This window comes from Parasphingomonas zepuensis (genome assembly GCF_036663735.1).
GTDB lineage: Bacteria > Pseudomonadota > Alphaproteobacteria > Sphingomonadales > Sphingomonadaceae > Sphingomonas.
Genome location: NZ_JAXOJO010000001.1, coordinates 1,097,171 through 1,116,600, shown reverse-complemented (window position 1 = coordinate 1,116,600; position 19,430 = coordinate 1,097,171). Strand labels below are relative to the sequence as shown.

Annotated in this window: 18 protein-coding genes; 11 read left to right on the top strand and 7 right to left on the bottom strand. The window is 66.7% G+C overall.

Annotation, left to right across the window (positions count from 1 at the left end; all coding sequences use genetic code 11):
* Positions 1 to 9: 9 nt before the first annotated feature.
* Entirely contained in the window at positions 10 to 1,122 is a 1,113-nt protein-coding gene (gene dnaN, locus U1769_RS05315; RefSeq protein WP_332712949.1) for a DNA polymerase III subunit beta, read from the bottom strand.
* Between the two features lie 143 nt (positions 1,123 to 1,265).
* Entirely contained in the window at positions 1,266 to 1,871 is a 606-nt protein-coding gene (locus U1769_RS05310; RefSeq protein ID WP_332712947.1) for an outer membrane protein, read from the bottom strand.
* 136 nt (positions 1,872 to 2,007) lie between these two features.
* Between U1769_RS05310 and U1769_RS05305 the strand changes: the two genes are divergently transcribed.
* Together U1769_RS05305 and U1769_RS05300 are read left to right on the top strand one after the other, a co-directional pair.
* Positions 2,008 to 2,664 (top strand): histidine phosphatase family protein, encoded by a 657-nt coding sequence (locus U1769_RS05305; RefSeq protein WP_332712944.1) that lies wholly within the window; start codon positions 2,008 to 2,010, stop codon positions 2,662 to 2,664.
* On the top strand, positions 2,661 to 3,140 hold the full coding sequence (locus U1769_RS05300; RefSeq protein ID WP_332712941.1) for a hypothetical protein: 480 nt from the start codon (positions 2,661 to 2,663) through the stop codon (positions 3,138 to 3,140). Before U1769_RS05305 ends, U1769_RS05300 begins: the two co-directional genes overlap by 4 nt.
* On the opposite strand, the gene U1769_RS05295 is transcribed toward U1769_RS05300, so the two are convergent.
* Positions 3,077 to 4,006, bottom strand: coding sequence for a LysR family transcriptional regulator (locus U1769_RS05295; RefSeq protein ID WP_332712938.1), 930 nt, complete (start codon positions 4,004 to 4,006; stop codon positions 3,077 to 3,079). The two genes, U1769_RS05300 and U1769_RS05295, sit on opposite strands and share 64 nt — an antisense overlap.
* A gap of 89 nt (positions 4,007 to 4,095) precedes the next feature.
* On the opposite strand from U1769_RS05295, the gene U1769_RS05290 reads away from it, so the two are divergent.
* Together U1769_RS05290 and rlmN are read left to right on the top strand one after the other, a co-directional pair.
* Positions 4,096 to 5,043 carry an NAD-dependent epimerase/dehydratase family protein gene (locus tag U1769_RS05290; RefSeq protein WP_332712935.1) on the top strand — a complete coding sequence of 316 codons (948 nt, stop codon included), beginning with the start codon at positions 4,096 to 4,098 and terminating at the stop codon, positions 5,041 to 5,043.
* A 161-nt stretch (positions 5,044 to 5,204) separates the two neighbouring features.
* A complete protein-coding gene (gene rlmN, locus U1769_RS05285) occupies positions 5,205 to 6,389 on the top strand; it encodes a dual-specificity RNA methyltransferase RlmN (RefSeq protein WP_503643685.1) in 1,185 nt (394 codons plus the stop codon).
* A 12-nt stretch (positions 6,390 to 6,401) separates the two neighbouring features.
* Here the strand turns inward: rlmN and U1769_RS05280 are convergent, their stop codons facing one another.
* Together U1769_RS05280 and U1769_RS05275 are read right to left on the bottom strand one after the other, a co-directional pair.
* Positions 6,402 to 8,243: a DUF1963 domain-containing protein gene (locus tag U1769_RS05280; protein ID WP_332712930.1), complete on the bottom strand. Its 1,842-nt coding sequence runs from the start codon at positions 8,241 to 8,243 to the stop codon at positions 6,402 to 6,404.
* Complete coding sequence (locus tag U1769_RS05275; protein ID WP_332712927.1) at positions 8,240 to 8,800, bottom strand: hypothetical protein; 561 nt, start codon at positions 8,798 to 8,800, stop codon at positions 8,240 to 8,242. Before U1769_RS05275 ends, U1769_RS05280 begins: the two co-directional genes overlap by 4 nt.
* A gap of 152 nt (positions 8,801 to 8,952) precedes the next feature.
* Between U1769_RS05275 and U1769_RS05270 the strand changes: the two genes are divergently transcribed.
* The 3 genes from U1769_RS05270 to U1769_RS05260 are packed head-to-tail and all read left to right on the top strand — an operon-like array spanning position 8,953 to position 11,705.
* A complete protein-coding gene (locus U1769_RS05270; protein ID WP_443030173.1) occupies positions 8,953 to 9,690 on the top strand; it encodes a cytochrome b/b6 domain-containing protein in 738 nt (245 codons plus the stop codon).
* Positions 9,687 to 10,448: a molybdopterin-dependent oxidoreductase gene (locus tag U1769_RS05265; RefSeq protein WP_332712922.1), complete on the top strand. Its 762-nt coding sequence runs from the start codon at positions 9,687 to 9,689 to the stop codon at positions 10,446 to 10,448. The genes U1769_RS05270 and U1769_RS05265 overlap by 4 nt, the downstream gene beginning before the upstream one ends.
* A gap of 18 nt (positions 10,449 to 10,466) precedes the next feature.
* Entirely contained in the window at positions 10,467 to 11,705 is a 1,239-nt protein-coding gene (locus U1769_RS05260; protein WP_332712919.1) for a class I SAM-dependent methyltransferase, read from the top strand.
* On the opposite strand, the gene U1769_RS05255 is transcribed toward U1769_RS05260, so the two are convergent.
* Complete coding sequence (locus U1769_RS05255) at positions 11,696 to 12,124, bottom strand: DUF1801 domain-containing protein (RefSeq protein ID WP_332713681.1); 429 nt, start codon at positions 12,122 to 12,124, stop codon at positions 11,696 to 11,698. The two genes, U1769_RS05260 and U1769_RS05255, sit on opposite strands and share 10 nt — an antisense overlap.
* A gap of 62 nt (positions 12,125 to 12,186) precedes the next feature.
* Here U1769_RS05255 and U1769_RS05250 point away from each other — a divergent pair, with 62 nt between their 5' ends.
* From U1769_RS05250 to U1769_RS05235, 4 genes are all read left to right on the top strand, one after another.
* A complete protein-coding gene (locus U1769_RS05250) occupies positions 12,187 to 13,512 on the top strand; it encodes an MATE family efflux transporter (RefSeq protein ID WP_332712916.1) in 1,326 nt (441 codons plus the stop codon).
* 41 nt (positions 13,513 to 13,553) lie between these two features.
* The gene (locus tag U1769_RS05245) at positions 13,554 to 14,774 is read left to right on the top strand and encodes an argininosuccinate synthase (protein ID WP_332712914.1); all 1,221 of its coding nucleotides are present in this window, start codon (positions 13,554 to 13,556) and stop codon (positions 14,772 to 14,774) included.
* A gap of 110 nt (positions 14,775 to 14,884) precedes the next feature.
* Entirely contained in the window at positions 14,885 to 16,615 is a 1,731-nt protein-coding gene (locus tag U1769_RS05240) for a hypothetical protein (RefSeq protein ID WP_332712912.1), read from the top strand.
* Between the two features lie 10 nt (positions 16,616 to 16,625).
* Positions 16,626 to 18,326 carry a putative glycosyltransferase family protein gene (locus U1769_RS05235; protein ID WP_332712910.1) on the top strand — a complete coding sequence of 567 codons (1,701 nt, stop codon included), beginning with the start codon at positions 16,626 to 16,628 and terminating at the stop codon, positions 18,324 to 18,326.
* Here U1769_RS05235 and U1769_RS05230 read toward each other — a convergent pair.
* Complete coding sequence (locus U1769_RS05230; RefSeq protein WP_332712907.1) at positions 18,226 to 19,365, bottom strand: GNAT family N-acetyltransferase; 1,140 nt, start codon at positions 19,363 to 19,365, stop codon at positions 18,226 to 18,228. The genes U1769_RS05235 and U1769_RS05230 overlap by 101 nt on opposite strands.
* Between the last annotated feature and the right edge of the window lie 65 nt (positions 19,366 to 19,430).

The following is a 19,430-nucleotide window of genomic DNA, read 5'->3' as shown; positions in this document are numbered from 1 at the left end:
CGCACCGGCTTAGACCCGCATCGGCATCAATACGTACAGTGCCGACGACTTGTCGTTCTCGCGGATCAGGGTCGGCGCTGCTGCGTCGGCGAGGTGCACCTCGATCGTGTCGCCATCCAGCTGGCCCAATATGTCGAGCAGATAGCGGCTGTTGAAGCCGATCTCGAACGGCATGGCGGCATAATCGCCCGGCACTTCTTCGGCAGCGGTGCCGTTTTCGGGGCTCGTCACGGAAAGCGTGATCTTGTCGCGATCCAGCGCCATCTTCACGGCGCGGGTCTTTTCGGTCGCGATGGTGGAGACGCGATCGACGCCTTCTTCGAAGCTGCGCGGATCGATCTTCAGGATCTTGTCGTTGCCGGTCGGGATCACGCGGCTGTAATCCGGAAAAGTGCCGTCGATCAGCTTAGAGGTCAGCAGCGCCTGGCCCAGGTCGAAACGAATCTTGGTCGGCGACAGCGACACGCCGACCGAGCCGTCGATCTCCTCGAGCAGCTTGCGGAGTTCCGCCACGCATTTGCGCGGGATGATCACGTCGGGCATGCCCTCGGCGCCGTCCGGGCGCGGCATCGTCACCCGGGCGAGGCGGTGGCCATCGGTCGCAGCGGCCTTGAGCACGGGCAGAGGATCGTCCGACACATGCCAGAAGATGCCGTTGAGATAATAGCGCGTCTCCTCGGTGGAGATGGCGAAGCGGGTCTTGTCGATGATCTGCTTCAGCGTTTCGGCGGGGAGCTCGAACGAGATCGGCAATTCGCCTTCGGCGATCACCGGGAAATCGTCGCGCGGCAGCGTGCCGAGCTGGAATTTGGCGCGGCCCGCCATGATCGTCATCTTGCCGTCGGCCGCCGCCAGGCTGACCTGGCTTCCCTCGGGCAGCTTGCGGGCGATGTCGAACAGCGTGTGCGCCGAAACGGTGGTCGCGCCCGGCTGATCGACCGCCGCGGACACGGTTTCGTTGATCTGCAAATCCAGATCGGTCGCCATCAGCTTCAGGCTGCCCTCAGCCGTCGCCTCGATCAGGACGTTGGAGAGGATCGGGATGGTGTTGCGCCGCTCGACGACGGACTGGACGTGGCTCAGTCCCTTGAGGAGGGTTGCGCGTTCGATCGTGGCCTTCATCTCATTCCCCCGGGCCGCCGCCCATTTCTTTCCCTCCGAGCGTTCAGCCGGGGGCAATTCGCCGTCTCCTTTCCTTAACGATAAAAGGGGCCGGGGCAAGCGCCCCGACCCCTTGTTTTACGCCTGTAAACAGACGGATTGGTTCAGAAGCGTACGCCCACGCCCGCCAGCACCTGATGGCGGTTGGCATCGATGTCGTACCCGTCGAGATCGCCGTAATGCGAATAGCGATATTCCGCCTTCACATAGGTCGTCGGCCCGACATTATATTCGATGCCGGCGCCAAGGCGGTAACCGCCCAGGTCCTCATGGTTCTCGATCGTGGTCGAGCCCACTGCATATTTCGCCTCGAGACGGGCATTGGTGTAGCCGGCCTTGGCGTAGATCATCGCCTGCGGCGAGATGACATAGCCCAGGCGGGCGCCGGCATAGAGATCGCGGCCAGCGCTCACGCGCAGACGGTCGCCCGTGGTCAGCAGATCGTTGGCGCGGATCTTCGCGCTCGATCCGGTGATTTCCCCTTCGACGCCGAGCACGACACCGCCAACCTGCGCGTCATATCCGACCGCGCCGCCATAGACGACGCCGTCCTTCGCGTTGCCGTCGCCGCCGCTGATGTGATCATAACCGGCCAGCGCTTCGACGCGGACCCCGGTGAAAGGTGCCTTCTCCGAATCCTGTGCAAAGGCTGGAGCGGCGAGGCCGATACCGAGAGCTGCGGTGGCGGCGGTGAGAACAAGCTTACGCATAACGAAGACTCCGTTGAATGCCGGCGGGTGTTGAGCCGGGATGCGTGAAATAGGTGACCGCGCGCTGCGTTGCATGAACCTCAGATAAACAGGAAAAAACGTTGCAATTGCGCCACACGGGGTTGAAACCGAGCCCATGGATTCCAAGGCAGTGCGCGGTGCCCCAAGGCGGGGCAGGGACTTTATCGCGCGGCACGGGGAAACCGTATTCAACGCTGCCAGACGGCTGCAGGGCGATCATCCGCATACGCCGCTGACTCGCGCCGGGTTCGCTCAGGCCGATGAAATGGGGCGTGCGCTACGGGCCGCGCTGGGCGCAAAACCGGCGTTGACCTTATGGTCCTCGTCGGCCGGCCGCGCCCTGCAGACGCTTGCCGTCATCGCCGAACATCTCGAGCTCGATTGGCATGCCGCCAGGACCGATGCACGCCTGGTGGAAATCGGCATGGGCAGTTGGGGTGGCCGCTATTATGCCGATCTGGTCGAGGAGGTCGGGCCGGTCTTCGATCCGGTCCATGCCATGCTGATGAGCGCGCCCGACGGCGAGCTTCATGCCGGAATCGCGGAACGCGTGTCCGCCTGGCTGGCCGAGACCAATGACGATCCCGGCGACCGGCTGGTGATCATGCACGGCATTTCGAGTCGCGTCCTGCGCGGGGTGATGACGGGCGCGCCGGATCTCCCCGGGCTGGACGCGCCAGCCGCGCCGGGCTTGCCGCAAGGGTCAGTGGTGATGATAGAGCGGGGCGTGGAAACCATCGTCCATCTCGGCACTGGTCACGCGCCGGCGTGAAGCGAGCCCTGCTTCTGCTGCTGTTCGCCGGCGTCCCGGTTGCCGCGCGCGACTCGCTCGGCATCTTCGATCATTGGGGCGCCTTTGCCGATCCATCCCCGCGCCGTTGCTTCGCCATTGCCGAGCCTGTGGGATTGAACCGTAGCGTGGGCGGACGGCCCTTTGCCAGCATCGCCACCTGGCCTGGTCAGGGCGCGCGCAACCAGCTCCATATTCGCCTCAGCCGCGAACGTGATCCCCGTGCGCGCGTCACTTTGTCGGTCGGCGAGCGCCGCTTCGAACTGGTCGGCGGCAAGGCTGACGCCTGGGCGCCGGACGCGCGCGCTGATGCGGCCGTGGTGGCCGCGATCCGTTCCGGGCGCAGCATGAGCGTCGAGACACTCGGTACGGGCGGCCACCCCTTCGCTGACGTCTATCCGTTGCGCGGTGCCGCCACCGCGATCGACGCCGCCGCGCTTGGCTGCGCGCGCAGATAGTCGGTCAGGCCCGCGGCCAAATGGTCGAAGGTCGCGCGAATCCGCGCGACGCCGCGCAAATCCTCATGCGTCACCACCCAGGTTTCCAGTCCCAGCTCGAACAGATCCGGCAGCACTCGCACCAGCGCCGGATCACGCGCGGCGAGGGGCACCTGGCAGATGCCGATGCCGATCCCGGCGCGAATCGCGGCGAGCTGGGCGAGATCGCTGTCGCTGCGGAAGATGAAATCCTCACGCTCGACGCCGAACATCGCCCGGAACTGGCGCAACGCCAGCGATTCGCGCTCCACTCCGATCACGCCGAGCGCGAGCAGCGCCTCCAGCGACTCGGGCGTACCGTGCGTTGCGATATAGTCTGCGCGCGCGTGCAGCCCCAGCGGCACCTCGCCGATGCGGCGCGCGACCAGCGCATCCTGAGTCGGCCGCACCATGCGGATCGCGATATCGGCTTCGCGCCGCAGCAGATCCTCGTTGCGGTTGCTCGGTGACAGCTCGAAGACCAGCCGGGGATGGGCATTGCGCAAGGTCGCCAGCATCGGCGGCAGCACTTCGACCGCGATCACTTCGCTTGCCGAGATGCGCACGGTGCCGGCAATCTCCTTCGCCCCGGCCGATCCCGCCCGGACGAACGCATCGGCTGCCAGCGCCATCGCCTCGGCATGGTAGCGCAGCCCCAGCGCTGCCTCGGTCGGTTGCAGGCCGCCCGATGAGCGGGTGAACAGCGGCACGCCGAGCGCGCCCTCAAGCTCCTCGATCCGCCGCCGTACCGTCGGCTGCGCCACCGACAGCGTCCGTGCCGCGGCCGACAGGCTGCCTTCGCTCAACACGGCGAGAAAGGCGCGCTGACGTTCCCAATCGATGCTCATCAAAAATGTATAGGCTGACTGCACATACCTGACAATTTTAAATGAGGCTCGGATGCCGCATATCCGTGTCTCGACTGATGGAGACTGTCATGACGACTGGAAAAATTGCCTTGGTGCTCGGCGCGACCGGCGGTGTCGGTGGCGAAACCGCCCGCGGCCTCATCGCCGCTGGCTGGCGTGTCCGGGGCCTCACCCGCACGCCGCGCACCGGCGACGGCATCGACTGGGTCATCGGCGACGCGCTCGATCGCCCGGCGGTGCTGCGCGCAGCTGAAGGCGCCGCGGCGATCGTTCACGCGGTCAACCCGCCCGGTTACCGGGACTGGGAAAAGCTGGTCATGCCGATGCTCGCCAACAGCATCGCGGCCGCGGAATCCGTCGGCGCCCGCCTCGTCCTGCCCGGCACGATCTACAATTATGATCCCCGGGCCGTGCCGCTTGCCGCCGAAGCAACGCCGCAGCGGCCAGCCACGCGCAAGGGCACGATCCGGGTGGCGATGGAGGCTGCGATCGAGGATGCCTGCAGCCGCGGCATGCGCGCGCTGATCCTGCGCGCCGGTGATTTCTTCGGCCCGCGCCCCGGCAACAACTGGCTCTCCCAGGGCATGGTCACGCCGGGCAAGCCAGTGAAGCGAATCCTCTATCCCGGCGCGCGCGGCGTCGGCCATGGCTGGGCCTATCTGCCCGATGTTGCGGAGACCTTTGTCCGCCTGCTCGCGCGCGATGCCGATCTGCCCGCCTTTGCCCGCTATCATTTCCGCGGCCACTGGGACGCTGACGGCACCGCCATCATCGAATCGATTCGCGCCGCGACCGGCAATCCCGGCATCTCGGTCTTCCGCTTCCCCTGGGCGCTGTTGCCGCTGATCGCGCCCTTCAACCCGACGATGCGTGAAATGATCGAGATGCGTCCCTTCTGGCACCACCCGCTCGAACTGGACAACCGCGCGCTGGTGGCGGTGCTCGGCGAAGAACCGCATACCCCGCTGCCCGAGGCGATAGCGGAGACGCTAACCGCGCTGGGTTGCCGCCCGTAAAATGTCATCGACCCTCATGACATTCCCAGCAACGGGCCCCAACAACGGGGCGCTCGATTCAAGCGCGGCGATCTGTCGCGAGAGCGCGAAATCCGGCCCGCTGGAAAAATGCGCGCAATTGGCTTATGTGCACCGCCATGCTTGATACCCCGAATTATTCCATGCCCATCCCCGGGCACATCGATCCCGTGCCCGTCCCGCGCGCACCCACCCTGCGTGCCGACGGCAAGATCGATCTGATCGGGCTGCCGCGCGAAGCGATCCGCGCTGCGCTGGAAGACGCCGGCATGGAGCCGAAACAGGCCAAGCTGCGCGCCAAGCAGCTGTGGCACTGGATGTATAATCGCGGGGCTACCGAGTTTACCGCGATGACGGACATCTCCAAGACTCAGCATCCGTGGTTCGCCGAGCGCTTCGTGATCGGCCGGCCCGATGTGGTCGAGGCGCAGGTCTCGACGGACGGCACGCGCAAATGGCTGCTGCGCTCGCCCGACGGGCAGGATTACGAGATGGTATTCATCCCCGACGCCGATCGCGGCACGCTCTGCGTGTCGAGCCAGGTCGGCTGCACGCTCAACTGCCGCTTCTGCCACACCGGCACGATGCGTCTCGTGCGCAACCTCACCGCCGGCGAGATCGTCGGCCAGGTCATGCTCGCGCGCGACGGTCTCGGCGAATGGCCGAGCCAGCCCGAGGGCCGCATGCTCACCAACATCGTGATGATGGGCATGGGCGAGCCGCTGTATAATTTCGATGCGGTGCGCGATGCGCTGAAGCTCGTCATGGATGGAGACGGGCTTGCCCTGTCGAAGCGCCGCATCACGCTCTCCACCTCGGGCGTGGTGCCGATGATGGCGCGCGCCGGCGCCGAGATCGGGGTGAACCTCGCCGTGTCGCTCCACGCCGTTACCAAGGAAGTCCGCGACGAGATCGTCCCGATCAACCGGAAATACGGTATCGAGGAACTGCTCCAGGCCTGTGCCGATTATCCCGGCGCGAACAACGCCCGGCGCATCACCTTCGAATATGTCATGCTGCGCGACAAGAATGACAGCGATGCCGACGCGCATGAACTGGTCCGGCTGATCCGCCATTATCGCCTGCCCGCCAAGGTCAACCTGATCCCGTTCAACCCCTGGCCCGGCGCGCCCTATGAATGCTCGACGCCGGAGCGCATCCGCAGCTTCTCGAGTATCATCTTCGAGGCCGGCATCTCGGCCCCGGTGCGCACCCCGCGCGGCCGCGACATCGATGCCGCCTGCGGCCAGCTCAAGACGGCGTCGGAGAAGAAGAGCCGCGCCGAGCTCGATCGCCAGGCCGAGGAAAAGCTGGCCGCGCTGGGCTGATCCGAACCGGCCTCAGCGGGATTCGAGTCGCAGCGTAACGCCCGAAAAATCCCTGGCCGCAAGCCGGTCCGGCGTGATCGAGAAATAGCAGGCGCCGCCATCGCCCCAGGCCCATTGCATCGCGTCGTCCGATGCGATCTGGAACAGCAACAGCTCCTTCGCCGGACCGATCACCGCGGTCGACTGGAGGCCGTCATGATAGCCCCCCATCCGGTGCGGGCGGTTGTCGTTCAGGTCCCGCCAGTGCGGTTCGTACCGCGCGGCGATCTCGCGCGGCAGCAGGTACTGCCGTTCGGGATCAAGATAGAGATCCTTGACCAGCTGGTGCATCGCGGCCGGCGGCCGCAGCGCCCCGGACCGCCGGTATTCGCTGAAGGTCAGGCGCGTCCGGCCATCGGCATCCTGTACCTGGTCTGGCCGCCAGCACAGGAATTCATAGGCAGCGAACGTCTCGAGCAACGCGTTCCAGTCCTGATCGGACAGCGGGATGGTCGGATCGTAATCGCGCAGCGCCTCGATCACTTCGTCGACATGCTCGCGCACATCGTCCTGCCACGCCTGTTCGACGGCGGGCGTCTCCTCGACATAGGCGATGATCGCCTCGGCGGTCCGCAGCTCCGCCAGCCACTGCGACATGCGGTAGCAACAGGCAGTGCGTTCCTCGAACCATTTGCGTGCCGCCGCGCGGCGCGCCTGCGCTTCCGCATCGTCGCCCTGCTGGTCGAAGGCGGCGAGGCGCGCGCGAATGTCCGCCCCGCAGCCGGCGATCACCGCCTGGATTGCCCCTTCTTCCTTCAGCGCGTCGGCCATGTCGTTGGGCACCGGAACTGGCGTAATGGGGCGGTCGAGGCTGCGCCGCAGCTCGGCGAGCGCATAATGCGCCTGTCCGAACGTCAGCGGGCGGGGCGGCGGGGGGAGCGGGGCGCCGTCCCCGGTCGGCGCGTCGTACAGGATCCGGGCAAAGGCCTCGGGCGCAACCAGCGTTCGCCCATTCTCCTCGCGGGCGGTGTTGGCGACGCTCACCAGGTCGATCGGCCAGCGCCGCCAGCCGGCGGGGATCGGTTCGCCGGGCAGCAGATACCCATAGTCCGGGCCGCCGGAGCCACCGTCATGGACCGGGCCGAGATCGGCGGGCGGCTGGCGCTCCGCGCCGGGACGGTCGCTGTGCAGGATCCGGAACGGGTGTGGCCCGTCCTGTCCCGCGTTCGGATCAATGAACAGCAGCAGCCATCCGGTCCGCGGCCCGATCCTCCCCCACAAGGCCTCGGGCAGATCATCACAACAGATCTGGGCGACGAAATGGAGCGGCCGTTCGTCCCGATGCTCCGTCGGGCTGGACCGCGGCCACGCCATGTCGTCCGGCATCTGTGGCAAGCCGCCGATCCACGATCGCGCGGGCTGGTCGAATCGCGGTGGAACCTGGCGTCGCAGGATGACGGACATCGTCTCCGCGATCGCGCTCTCCGTCTGCGGCGCGGGCGGCGGTGGCGCTGCGACAGGGGGTAATTCGACAGGAGTCGCTTCGACGGGAGCCGGCTCGGCGGCGGGTGGCTCGTCGGCGGGTGGCTCGGCGCGAGCGAGTTCGGCGTGGGGCGGTTGAGCGGGGCCTGGCTCGGCCGGTGGATCGGGGAAGGGCGAGTCGGAGAAAATGGGGAGGGGATCGGTTTCCCGCCGGGCGATATCCGAAACCGTCGCGATCGATCGCCGTCGCAACGGGGCCTGCTCGGATCCGGCCGCAGGCCCGTCATCGTCGCCGCGGCGTCCGCCGGCCGTCGCTCTGATCAAGCGCGGCAACGCTAGGACCAGACCGAACAGCAGCACGCCGCACAGGAGGAGCGGAACATAGCCGGTCATCGCCCGGCCGACCGCCGCTGGCTGCGCGACTCCTCGAACCCGGATAATTCGGGATGGTGCCGCCAGACATGCTGCAGGAAGGCGTCGGTCCAGCGATATCCGGTCCCGTCCGGCACCGCGAGTGCCGCCTGCTCCAGCGCATGCCAGAGGGATTCGGGCAGGCCATCCGCCGGTTGCGGATCGCGCGACAGGCCGACCGCTGCGTCGCGCCAGTTGAGGCAATCGACAAAGGCGTTGATCGCGGCGAGGAACAGCGCGTCGCCACCATCGTAAAAGGCCGTAATCCGGCGCCTGATCTCGGCTTCGTCGAGAAAGGCGAAATAGCCCGATGGCAGGCCGTTGAATTCCCCCAGGCCCGGCTCGCCCAGGTCGGATCCCGCCTGGTCGGTCGGGAAGGCCACGCGCAGGCGCCATAGTGCGTGGCAGCAGGAATCGAACGGCGCCTGGAAGGAATGGGGGATCGGGCCGGATCGTCCGTGCCGGGTCCCGGTACCGGTCATCCACCCGGCCAGATGGACAGCGAGCTCTTCGACAAGTTTGCGGCGCGGCATGTCCATGGGCGCGGGATAACGGCGGCAGGTAAAAATTCGCTTGCACGAACGGGCCGAATCCACGCGGTGCGGCAGTTTTCGGCGAGGATCCCCCGCTGCCCGACGCCCCGATTTCTCCGATTCGGGTTCTCCATTCTCTCCGGAGCGGATATGCAGCCATGATGAGCGAAGCGCCCGCACCCGAACCCGCGCCGCCGCCGGCCCGGGTGATCTACCGGCACCGGCTCGCCACGCGGCTGTGGCACTGGATCACCGCGGTCACGATCTTCATCATGATCGGCAGCGGCCTGATGATCTTCAACGCGCACCCGCATCTCTATTGGGGCCTGTACGGCGCCAATTTCGATCATGCCTGGCTCACCCTCCCGCAATGGCCCGGCTGGCTGACGATCCCATCGACCTATAATCTCGCGCTGGCGCGGCGCTGGCATCTGTTCTTCGCGCTGATCCTCGGCTTCGCGCTGCTGTTCTTCATGGTCGCGAGCCTGCTCAACCGGCACTTCCAGCGCGATCTGCGCGTGCGCCTCGCTGAACTCGGGCCGCGCCATCTGCTCGGCGATCTGCGGGCGCATGCCGCGCTGCGCTTCCACGATCCGAAGGATCCCGGCGCCTTCAACATCTTCCAGAAACTGTCCTATGTGCTGGTGATCTTCGGGCTGATCCCGCTGATCATCCTCACCGGGCTGACCATGTCGCCGGCGCTGAACGCGGCCTGGCCCTGGCTGCTCGATCTGTTCGGCGGGCGGCAATCGGCGCGGTCGCTGCATTTCATCGCGGCGGCGGCTTTGGTGGTGTTCATCATCGTCCATCTCGCGCTCGTCATCCTGGCCGGCGCGTGGAACGAGGTGCGCTCGATGATCACCGGCCGCTGGACCGTGCCGGAGGACGAATCATGAGCGCTCCCATCACCCGCCGCGCGCTGATCACCTCCGCCGCGCTCGGGGCGGGCGGCCTGCTCGCCGGCTGTGACCGGATCGCGCAGAATCCGGGCTTCAGGAAGATCCTGTTCTCGGGCGAGGCGATGAATCAGGGGCTGCAGCGCGCGCTGACGGACCGCGGCGCGCTCGCCCCGGAATTCCGCCCCGATCAGATGTCGCCGCGTTTCCGCACCAACGGCACCAACAACCCGGCCACGCCGGAATATGCCGCGCTGCTGGCGAACCGGTTCGCCGACTGGCGGCTCCAGGTCGGCGGGCTCGTCGCCAGGCCGCTCGCTCTGTCGCTCGCCCAGATCCGCGCGATGCCGGCGCGGACTCAGATCACCCGGCATGATTGCGTCGAGGGGTGGAGCGCGATCGGCAAATGGCACGGGCCGAAACTCGGCACCGTCCTGCGGGCCGCCGGGATCGGGTCCGCGGCGCGCTATGTCGTCTTCACCTGTGCCGATCTGTTCGGCGGGAAGCATTATTACGAATCGATCGATCTGATCGATGCCTTCCATCCGCAGACCATCCTTGCCTGGGCGATGAACGGCGCGGTGCTCGGCGTCGGGCACGGTGCTCCGCTGCGCCTGCGGGTCGAACGCCAGCTTGGCTACAAGCATGCGAAATACGTCATGCGCATCGATGCGGTCGCCTCTCTGGCCGGAATCGGCAAGGGCAAGGGCGGCTATTGGGAGGATAATGTCGATTACGATTGGTATGCGGGCATCTGATTGTTACGGGGGCCGAATATGGCTCTGATCGACCGATTCCTCGCCGCCCGCGTCAAACGCGGCCAGCTCACCGTCCACCACGCCAATGGCGCGATCAGGACTTTCGGCAAGCCCGATTCCGATCCGGATTTCCCCAACGTCACGATCCGCTTCGCTGACAATGGCGCCGCGAATTTCATCGTGCGCAACCCCAGCCTCGGCGCCGGCGAAGCCTATATGCAGGGCCGGATGACGGTCGATGGCGAGGACATCATGGGCCTCGTCCAGCTGATGACCGCGAACGATCTGTGGGAGCATGGGATCGGCGCGCTGACGGCCAACCGCGCACACCGCGCAGTGTCCGCCGTCACGCACCGCATCAACCGCATCAACATGGCGCGCCGCTCGAAACGCAACGTGGCGCATCATTACGATCTCAGCGACCGGCTCTACGATCTCTTCCTCGACGCCGACCGGCAATATAGCTGCGCCTATTTCACCGATCCCGCCAACAGCCTGGAACAGGCGCAGTCTGACAAGAAGGCGCATATCGCCGCCAAGCTCGCGCTGAAGCCGGGCATGAAAGTGCTCGACATCGGCTGCGGCTGGGGCGGCATGGCGCTGTACCTGCACCAGAAGACCGGGGCCGAAGTGCTCGGCGTCACTCTGTCGGAGGAACAGCTCAAGGTCGCCCGCCGCCGCGCTGAAGAGGCCGGCGTCGCCGACAAGGTGAAGTTCGAGCTGATCGATTATCGCCACGTCACCGGCACCTTCGACCGGATCGTCTCGGTCGGCATGTTCGAACATGTCGGTCCGGCGCATTACCGCACCTTCTTCCGCCAATGCCGCAACCTGCTCAGCGAAGACGGCGTGATGCTGCTCCACACGATCGGCCGCATGGGTGCGCCGGGCGTGACGGATGCCTGGACCGCCAAATATATCTTCCCCGGCGGCTACAACCCCGCTTTGTCGGAGATCGTCAGCGCCAATGAAGGCCTGCGCTTCATCCTGACGGACGTCGAGGTGCTGCGGCTCCATTATGCCTATACGCTCGATCACTGGTATGATCGCACCGTCGCCGCGCGCGACGCTATCGTGGCTTTGTACGACGAGCCCTTCTACCGCATGTGGCAATTCTATCTGGCCGGTGCGGTCGCGGCGTTTCGCTATGGCGGGATGGTCAATTACCAGCTGCAATATGCCAAGAACCGCCACACCTTGCCGATCACACGCGATTACATGATCGAAGGGGAGCAGGCGCTGCGGACTCAGGGGTGATCCTGAGCCGCTGACTGATACGCCCAGGATCGGGCGATCAGTTCCTCCAGCACGGCCAGGTCCACATCGGCGAGCTTCCTGATGTAGAGGCAGCCCTTGCCGGTCGAATGCTTGCCGAGCTTCGCCAGCAGCGCGTCGCGGCCCGGCATGCCCGGGGCGAGATAGAGCACCAGCTGCGCCTTGCGCGGCGAGAAGCCGATCCGGCCGATATCGCCTTCCCGCCCGGCCTCGGTACGATAGTGCAGCGTGCCGAAACCGATGATCGACGGCCCCCACATCACCGGCGGTTCGCCGGTCAGGCGAGTCATCATGTCGAGCATCACGCGTCCGTCGATGCGGCGCTGTTCGGGCTCCACCCCGGCGAGGAACGCATCGACGCTGACATCGGTCGGCTTGGTCTTGTTCTCGGGCATCGCGATATCCCATCCGAGTCGTGACGACAGGCTAGCGCGGCGGCCCGCCCCTGCCTATCGGCACGCGCATGACCGCCCCGCTCACCCGTCGCGCGATCTTCGCCCAGGCCTGGCCGATCATGCTCGGCCAGACGACGGTGCCGCTGGTCGGGCTGGTCGATACCGCGGTGATCGGGCGCACGGGCGATGCCGCCGCGCTCGCCGGCGTGGCGCTCGGCACCATGGTGATCAACCTGATCTTCTGGACCTTCGGCTTCCTGCGTATGGGCATGACCGGGATGACGGCGCAGGCCCAGGGGGCGGGTGACGGACGCGAAGTCGAGGCGATGCTGTTGCGCGGTGTCGCGGCGGGCTTCGCACTCGGCGTCGTTCTGTTCGCGCTGCAGATCGCGCTCATCCCGCTCGCGCTCGCTACGCTCGCCGGCGGCGGTGCGCTCGATGCGGCGGCCGGTGGGTATGTCGGTGCCCGCTTCTTCGGGGCGCCGGCCAGTCTCGCGCTGTTCGCGATCAACGGCTGGCTGTTCGGCCTGGGGCGGACGCGCGCCGCACTGGTCCTCCAGATCGTCATGAACCTGGTCAATATCGGCCTCGATCTGTTGTTCGTCTGGCATTTCCACATGGGCGCGCGGGGCGTCGGGCTCGGCACTGCCTGTGCGGAATGGGTCTCGCTCGCGGTCGGGCTGGCGATCGTCGGGCGCGGCGTGGATTGGCGGCGGATGCTCTCCCCGGCGCTGTTCGGCGGCGGCGCGCTGAAGCGGCTGTTCGCGGTCAATGCCGATATCATGATCCGCACCATTGCGCTGCTGCTGACCTTCCTGTGGTTCACCAATGCCGGCGCGCGGCTCGGCGAAACTGCGCTCGCCGCCAATTATGTGCTGCTGCAGTTCGTCAGCGTCGCGGCCTTCGTGCTCGACGGCTTCGCCTTCACCGCTGAATCGCGGGTCGGGCAGGCGATCGGCGCGCGGTCGCGCCCAGCCGTCGTCCGGGCGATCCGCCTGACCGGGGAATTCTCGCTGCTCGCGGGAATCGGCTTCGCGCTGTTGTTCTTCGTATCCGGCGGGCCGCTCATCGCCTTTTTCGCCGCTGATGCTGGCGTTCGCGCTCAGGCGGCGGCGCTGCTGCCCTTCGCCGCGATCATCCCCGCCGTCGGCGTGCCGGCCTGGCTGCTCGACGGCATCTTCATCGGCGCGACTCGGGGGCGAGCGCTGCGCAACGCCGCAATCGTCGCCTCCGCGCTCTACATCGCCACTGATCTTTTGCTCCGACCCTTTGGAGCCAACGGCATCTGGTGGGCGTTCATGGCGAGCTACCCCTACCGCGCTCTCGCGCTCGCCGCCTATTTGCCCGGGTTGCTCAAGACCATCGAGGTTGCGGAACCCGCAGCCGCGACCTAGAGCGCGGGCCGATTCCACCGTATCTCCACGGAGCCGCTTTCATGACCGATCAGATCAACCGCGTCGTCCTCGCCTATTCGGGTGGGCTCGATACCAGCGTGATCCTGAAATGGCTTCAGCAGACCTATCAGTGTGAAGTCGTGACCTTCACCGCCGATCTCGGCCAGGGCGAGGAGCTCGAGCCGGCGCGCCGCAAGGCCGAGGCTGCCGGGGTCAAGCCCGAGCACATCTTCATCGACGATCTGCGCGAGGAATTCGTCGGCAACTATGTCTTCCCGATGATGCGCGCCAACGCGCTGTACGAGGGGCTGTATCTGCTCGGCACCTCGATCGCCCGACCGCTGATCGCCAAGCGCCAGATCGAGATCGCGAAGCTGGTGAATGCCGATGCCGTCAGCCACGGCGCGACCGGCAAGGGCAACGATCAGGTCCGCTTCGAGCTGGGCTATTACGCGCTGGCGCCCGACATCAAGGTAATCGCGCCGTGGCGCGAATGGGATCTCACCAGCCGTACCCGGCTGATCGAATTCGCCGAACAGCATCAGATCCAGGTGTCGAAGGACAAGCGCGGCGAGGCGCCCTTCTCGACGGACGCGAACATCCTGCACACCTCGTCCGAGGGCAAGGTGCTCGAGGATCCGTGGGAGGAAGTGCCCGACTACGTCTATTCGCGCACCGTCAATCCCGAGGATGCGCCGGACCAGCCCGAGATCATCACGATCGATTTCGAGCGTGGTGACGGCGTCGCGGTCAATGGCGAGGCGATGTCGCCGGCGACCCTGCTCGCCAAGCTCAACGATCTCGGGCGCAAGCACGGCATCGGCCGTCTCGATCTGGTCGAGAACCGTTTCGTCGGCATGAAGTCGCGCGGCATGTACGAAACGCCGGGCGGCACCATTTATTATCTCGCGCATCGCGGCATCGAGCAGCTGACGCTGGATCGCGGCGCAGCGCATCTCAAGGACGAGCTGGCGCCGCGCTATGCCGAGCTGGTCTATAACGGCTTCTGGTTCTCGCCCGAGCGCGAGATGCTCCAGGCCGCGATCGATCACAGCCAGGAAAAGGTGTCGGGCACCGTCCGGCTGAAGCTCTACAAGGGCGGCGTGTATGTGATCGGGCGCCGGTCGCCCAATTCGCTCTATTCGGAAAAGGTCGTCACCTTCGAGGACGATCAGGGCGCCTATGATCAGCGCGACGCTGCCGGCTTCATCAAGCTGAACGCGCTGCGCCTGCGCCTGCTCGGACGGCGCGACCGGGACTGATCTGCCTGATATGGGTAGGCGGGGCTCGGTCCGCACATAGCCCTAACCCGGCCTTAACCTGACCGCGCTAGGCCCCCGCTATGGGGACAGGAACGGTACGACGGCAGGCCTTGGGCGACGCGCTCGTTGCGATCCTGCTCGCCATGGGCCTAGCGGCCGTCTGGGCGATGCGCGACTGGCATCAGCTGGCGGCGCTCAGGCTGCCCGATACCGACGATGTCATGCGCCTGCAGCAGATCCGGGACTGGCTCGCCGGCCAGCCGTTCAACGATCTGTCCCAACACCGGCTGGGTGAGGCGCCCGGCCTGGCGATGCACTGGTCGCGCCTGCCCGATCTCGCTCCGGCCGCTATCATCGCATTGCTCACGCCGCTGCTCGGCGCGCAACAGGCCGCGCTCATTGCCGTGCTCGTCTGGCCGGCGGCACTGTTCGCCGCTGCCCTGTTCCTCGTTGCCCGGATCGCGCAGTCGATCGGCGGGGCGGAGATCGCGCGCACCGCCTTGGTGGTCGCGGCGATTGCCTTTCCCGCGACGACGATCTTCATGCCCGGCCGGATCGATCATCACGGTCTCCAGATCGTGCTGCTGCTGGTCGTCGCCCGCACGCTGACCAGTGCGCCGACGCTCGGTCGCGGTCTCGTCGCTGGCCTGGCCGCGGCGGCGAGCCTGGTGGTCGGGATGGAGACCGCGCCGCTGCTCGCCGCCGCTGGGCTCGCCATGCTCCACGAATGGCTGTTCGTCCGGGCGTCCGCCGACGATCGCATGATGGGCTTCGGCATCGCGCTCGGCGCCGGCCTGCTCGGTGCGTCGATCGTCTTCAGGACGCTGCAATGGGGCTATCCCGCGTGCGACGGTTTCACCGTCATCGCCTGGCGTGGCGCGGTGGTCGCGGCGTTCGCTCCGATGCTGCTGGCGCTCACCGCGCGCGAGTTCATGAAACCGGCGGTGCGGGCGATTCTGGCGCTGCTGGTGGCGTGTGTGATCGGGGCGATCGTGTTCGCGCAGGCGCCGCAATGCCTTGGCGCGGCGCCCTATGGGATGGTCGATCCGCTGCTCGCCCGGCTATGGCTGGGCAAGGTTGGGGAGGCACAGCCTCTGTTCACCGCGCCCGCCGGCGTTGCGATCGGCTATGCCGGCGTAATGGTCGCCGGTATCGCCGCGAGCAGCTGGCGGCTTGCCGCGACCCGTGATCCTCGGTGGATCCCGCTGCTCGTCCTCCAGGTCGCGGCGTTCGGGCTTGCCTGCTTCCAGCTCCGCGGCGCCTATGCCGGCGCGATCCTCGCGGCGCCCGCCCTCGCGGCTGCGATCACGGCGGCGCGCGCGCGGGGGATTGGCTGGCTGGCCGGTGCCTGGCTCGTTTCGGCGGGTATGCTGTATCCGCTAGCGGCGCAGGCGCTGGTCAAGCGTGAGCCGGCACCCGCCGAGGCTTCGGTCGTTGGTTGCACCGCGCCCGATGCGCTCGCCCGGTTTGGCCGGCTCTCGCCCGGGCGGCTGCTCGCGCCGCTCGATCTCGGCGCGTTTGTGCTTGCCGCGTCCCGGCTCGAGGTGGTCGGGGCGCCCTATCACCGCAACAATGCCGGCAATCTGGCGGTCTACCGCTTCTTCCTCGGCACGCCGGATGAAGCAGCGGCGATCGCACGGGACTGGCAAATTGGCTATGTCGCGCTCTGCGCCGATAGTTTCAGCGAACTGGGCGATGCCGCGGCCGGCGATGGCCGGATGGTGAACCGGCTCCAGGGCGGCCATGTCCCCGACTGGCTCCAACCCGTTGCGGTCGTTCCTGGGGGCCTTGCGGTGTACCGCGTCGAACCACGCTTGTTTAGGCAACCCGCAACGCGGTAAGGCCCTCCCCATGTTGGGGGATACCGAAAGGCTGCACTGGTGGCAGACGCGCTGGTTTGTGGCATTCGCCGCGCTCATTGCGATCGTGCCGCTGCTGCGCCCCGAAATTCCGCCGCTGGTCGATCTGCCCGGGCATCTCGGGCGCTACCGGGTTCAGCTCGAAATCGGCCGGGCGCCCTGGCTGGGCGAATGGTATAATTTCAGCTGGCAGCTGATCGGCAATCTCGGGATCGATATCCTGATCATCCCGCTGGCCCGGATCTTCGGGCTCGAACTGGCGGTCAAGCTGATCGTCCTCACCATCCCGGCGATGACGGTTACCGGGCTGCTGTGGATCTCGCGCGAAGTTCATGGGCGCATCCCGGCGACCGCCCTGTTCGCGCTGCCGATCGCCTACAGCTATCCCTTCCATTTCGGCTTCATCAATTTCGCGCTGGCGATGGGTATCGCGCTCAACGCCTTCGCCCTGTGGCTCAGGCTGGCGCGGCTCGGCAAGTTCAGGCTGCGCGCGGTTATCTTCGTGCCGCTCTCCTGCGTGCTGTGGCTGTGCCACACTTTCGGCTGGGGCGTGCTCGGCGTGCTCGCCTTTTCGGCCGAGATGGTCCGCCAGCACGATGCGGGGCATCGCTGGCTCAATGCCTGGGTGCGCGCCGGGCTGGGCTGCCTGCCGCTGGCGCTGCCGATGGTGCTGATGGTGCTGTGGCGCAGCGGCCATCATGTCGGCGGCATCACCGGCGACTGGTTCAACTGGCGCGCCAAGGCGATGTGGCTGACGATGGTCCTTAAGGACCGGTGGGAGCTGTTCGACATCGCCTCAGCGGCGATCCTGTGCCTGATCCTGTTCAAGGGTTTCCGCGATCCGACCATCGAATATTCCCGCAACCTCGCTTTGTCGGCGCTGTTCCTGCTGGTCGTGTTCATCCTGCTGCCGCGCATCGTGTTCGGTTCGGCCTATGCCGACATGCGCCTTGCGCCGTTCATGATCGGTATCGCGGTGATCGCCCTGCGGCCGCGCCACGGCGTCTCGATCCGGCATGCGGCGGTGCTGGCGGTCATGGGCCTCGCCTTCTTCCTCGTGCGCATCGGCGCGACGACGGTGAGCTTCTGGATGTACGACGCTGCCTATGATCGCGAGCTCAAGGCGCTCGACTATGTCCCGATCGGCGCCAAGGTCGTAAGCTTCGTCGGCAGCGAGTGCCGGCCGCCCTGGTTCATGACCAGGCTCGAGCATCTGCCCGCGATCGGCCTGGTGCGCCGCCTCGCCTATACCAACGATCAATGGTCGATGGCCGGCGCGCAGCTGCTGACGACGCGCTATGCGCCCGCCCGCAACTTCGCGCATGATGCGTCGCAGATCGTCACCGCGAAATATTGCCGGGGCGAATGGTGGCGGAGCATCTCGCTCTCCATGGCGCGCTTCCCGCGCGACGCTTTCGATTATGTGTGGCTGATCCGGGTGCCGCCCTATGATCCCGCGCTCAACGCGGGGCTGGTGGAGGTCTGGCGAGACGGCAACAGCGCGCTGTTCCGTGTCGATCACAATGTCACGCCGCCGCGCGTGCCGCTCTTTCCGGAAGAGATCAGGGCGCTCGAGCTTCGGGCGCGCCGGCTCAAGGCCCTCGGCGAAACGGGGTCAGCTCTCCCAGCCACTCCCGGTCCGATGCCACTGCCTCCCGCTCCTGCGCCAGGAACTGCGCGACCGCCTTCCTGAAATTCAGGTCCGGGATGTAATGGGCCGACCAGGTCGGCACCGGGACATAGCCGCGCGCCAGCTTGTGCTCGCCCTGCGCGCCCGCCTCGACCGTGCGCAATCCGCGCTCGATCGCCGCATCGATCGCCTGGTAATAGCATAGCTCGAAATGGAGGAAGGGGACTTCCTCGACGCAGCCCCAATAGCGTCCATACAGCGTATCCGCGCCGATCAGGTTGAGCGCGCCGGCGATCGGGCGGCCGTCGCGTTCGGCGAGGATCAGCAAGACCGAAACGGCCATACGCTCGCCGAGCAGCGAGAAGAACGCACGGGTGAGATAGGGTCGGCCCCATTTGCGCGATCCGGTATCCTGGTAGAACACCCAGAAGGCGTCCCAATCGGCTTCGGTGATGGCGCTGCCCGTCACGTGCCGGATGGTCAGGCCTTCCACCGCGCCGGCGCGCTCCTTGCGGATCGCCTTGCGCTTGCGGCTGGCCAGGTCGCCCAGGAAATCGTCGAATCCGCGATAGTCGCGGTTGTGCCAGTGGAACTGCGTGCCGGCGCGGATCAGCCATCCCGCCGCCTCGAACAGCGGCAGCTGATCGGGGGCGATGAAGCTGGCATGGGCGGAGGAGAGATTGTGCCGGTCGGTCACTGCCTCGATCGACGCGATCAGCGCGGCGGCGAGGCTTTCGTCCCGCAGCAACAGGCGCGGTCCGGACGCTGGCGTGAACGGTACGGCGACCTGCAGCTTGGGATAATAGCGCCCGCCGGCGCGTTCCCACGCATCCGCCCAGCCATGATCGAAGACATATTCGCCCTGGCTATGGCTCTTGCCATAGGCCGGCGCGATCGCGGCGGGACGCCCGTCGGCGCCGTCGATCACGATCGGGATGGGTTGCCAGCCGGTCTCCGCCGTCGCGCTGCCCGATTCTTCAAGGATGGACAGGAATTGGTGGCTGACGAAGGGGTTGCCGGTCCCGGCACAGGCGTCCCAGTCCGCTGGCTGAATCGAGCAGATGCCGTCGGCGATTCGGGCGGTGACGGCTGGTTTGCTCACGGCCCCTACCTAGGCGGCGCGGGCGGGGTTTCCAACCGGAGAGCGAGTGTCGGGATTCAGGAGTT

Excerpts from the sequence above, each read along its gene's own strand:
- dnaN (WP_332712949.1), bottom strand. The coding sequence starts at position 1,122 with ATGAAGGCCACGATCGAACGCGCAACCCTCCTCAAGGGACTGAGCCAC.
- U1769_RS05310 (WP_332712947.1), bottom strand. The coding sequence starts at position 1,871 with ATGCGTAAGCTTGTTCTCACCGCCGCCACCGCAGCTCTCGGTATCGGC.
- U1769_RS05305 (WP_332712944.1), top strand. The coding sequence starts at position 2,008 with ATGGATTCCAAGGCAGTGCGCGGTGCCCCAAGGCGGGGCAGGGACTTT.
- U1769_RS05295 (WP_332712938.1), bottom strand. The coding sequence starts at position 4,006 with ATGAGCATCGATTGGGAACGTCAGCGCGCCTTTCTCGCCGTGTTGAGC.
- U1769_RS05290 (WP_332712935.1), top strand. The coding sequence starts at position 4,096 with ATGACGACTGGAAAAATTGCCTTGGTGCTCGGCGCGACCGGCGGTGTC.
- rlmN (WP_503643685.1), top strand. The coding sequence starts at position 5,205 with ATGCCCATCCCCGGGCACATCGATCCCGTGCCCGTCCCGCGCGCACCC.
- U1769_RS05280 (WP_332712930.1), bottom strand. The coding sequence starts at position 8,243 with ATGACCGGCTATGTTCCGCTCCTCCTGTGCGGCGTGCTGCTGTTCGGT.
- U1769_RS05275 (WP_332712927.1), bottom strand. The coding sequence starts at position 8,800 with ATGGACATGCCGCGCCGCAAACTTGTCGAAGAGCTCGCTGTCCATCTG.
- U1769_RS05270 (WP_443030173.1), top strand. The coding sequence starts at position 8,953 with ATGATGAGCGAAGCGCCCGCACCCGAACCCGCGCCGCCGCCGGCCCGG.
- U1769_RS05265 (WP_332712922.1), top strand. The coding sequence starts at position 9,687 with ATGAGCGCTCCCATCACCCGCCGCGCGCTGATCACCTCCGCCGCGCTC.
- U1769_RS05260 (WP_332712919.1), top strand. The coding sequence starts at position 10,467 with ATGGCTCTGATCGACCGATTCCTCGCCGCCCGCGTCAAACGCGGCCAG.
- U1769_RS05250 (WP_332712916.1), top strand. The coding sequence starts at position 12,187 with ATGACCGCCCCGCTCACCCGTCGCGCGATCTTCGCCCAGGCCTGGCCG.
- U1769_RS05245 (WP_332712914.1), top strand. The coding sequence starts at position 13,554 with ATGACCGATCAGATCAACCGCGTCGTCCTCGCCTATTCGGGTGGGCTC.
- U1769_RS05235 (WP_332712910.1), top strand. The coding sequence starts at position 16,626 with ATGTTGGGGGATACCGAAAGGCTGCACTGGTGGCAGACGCGCTGGTTT.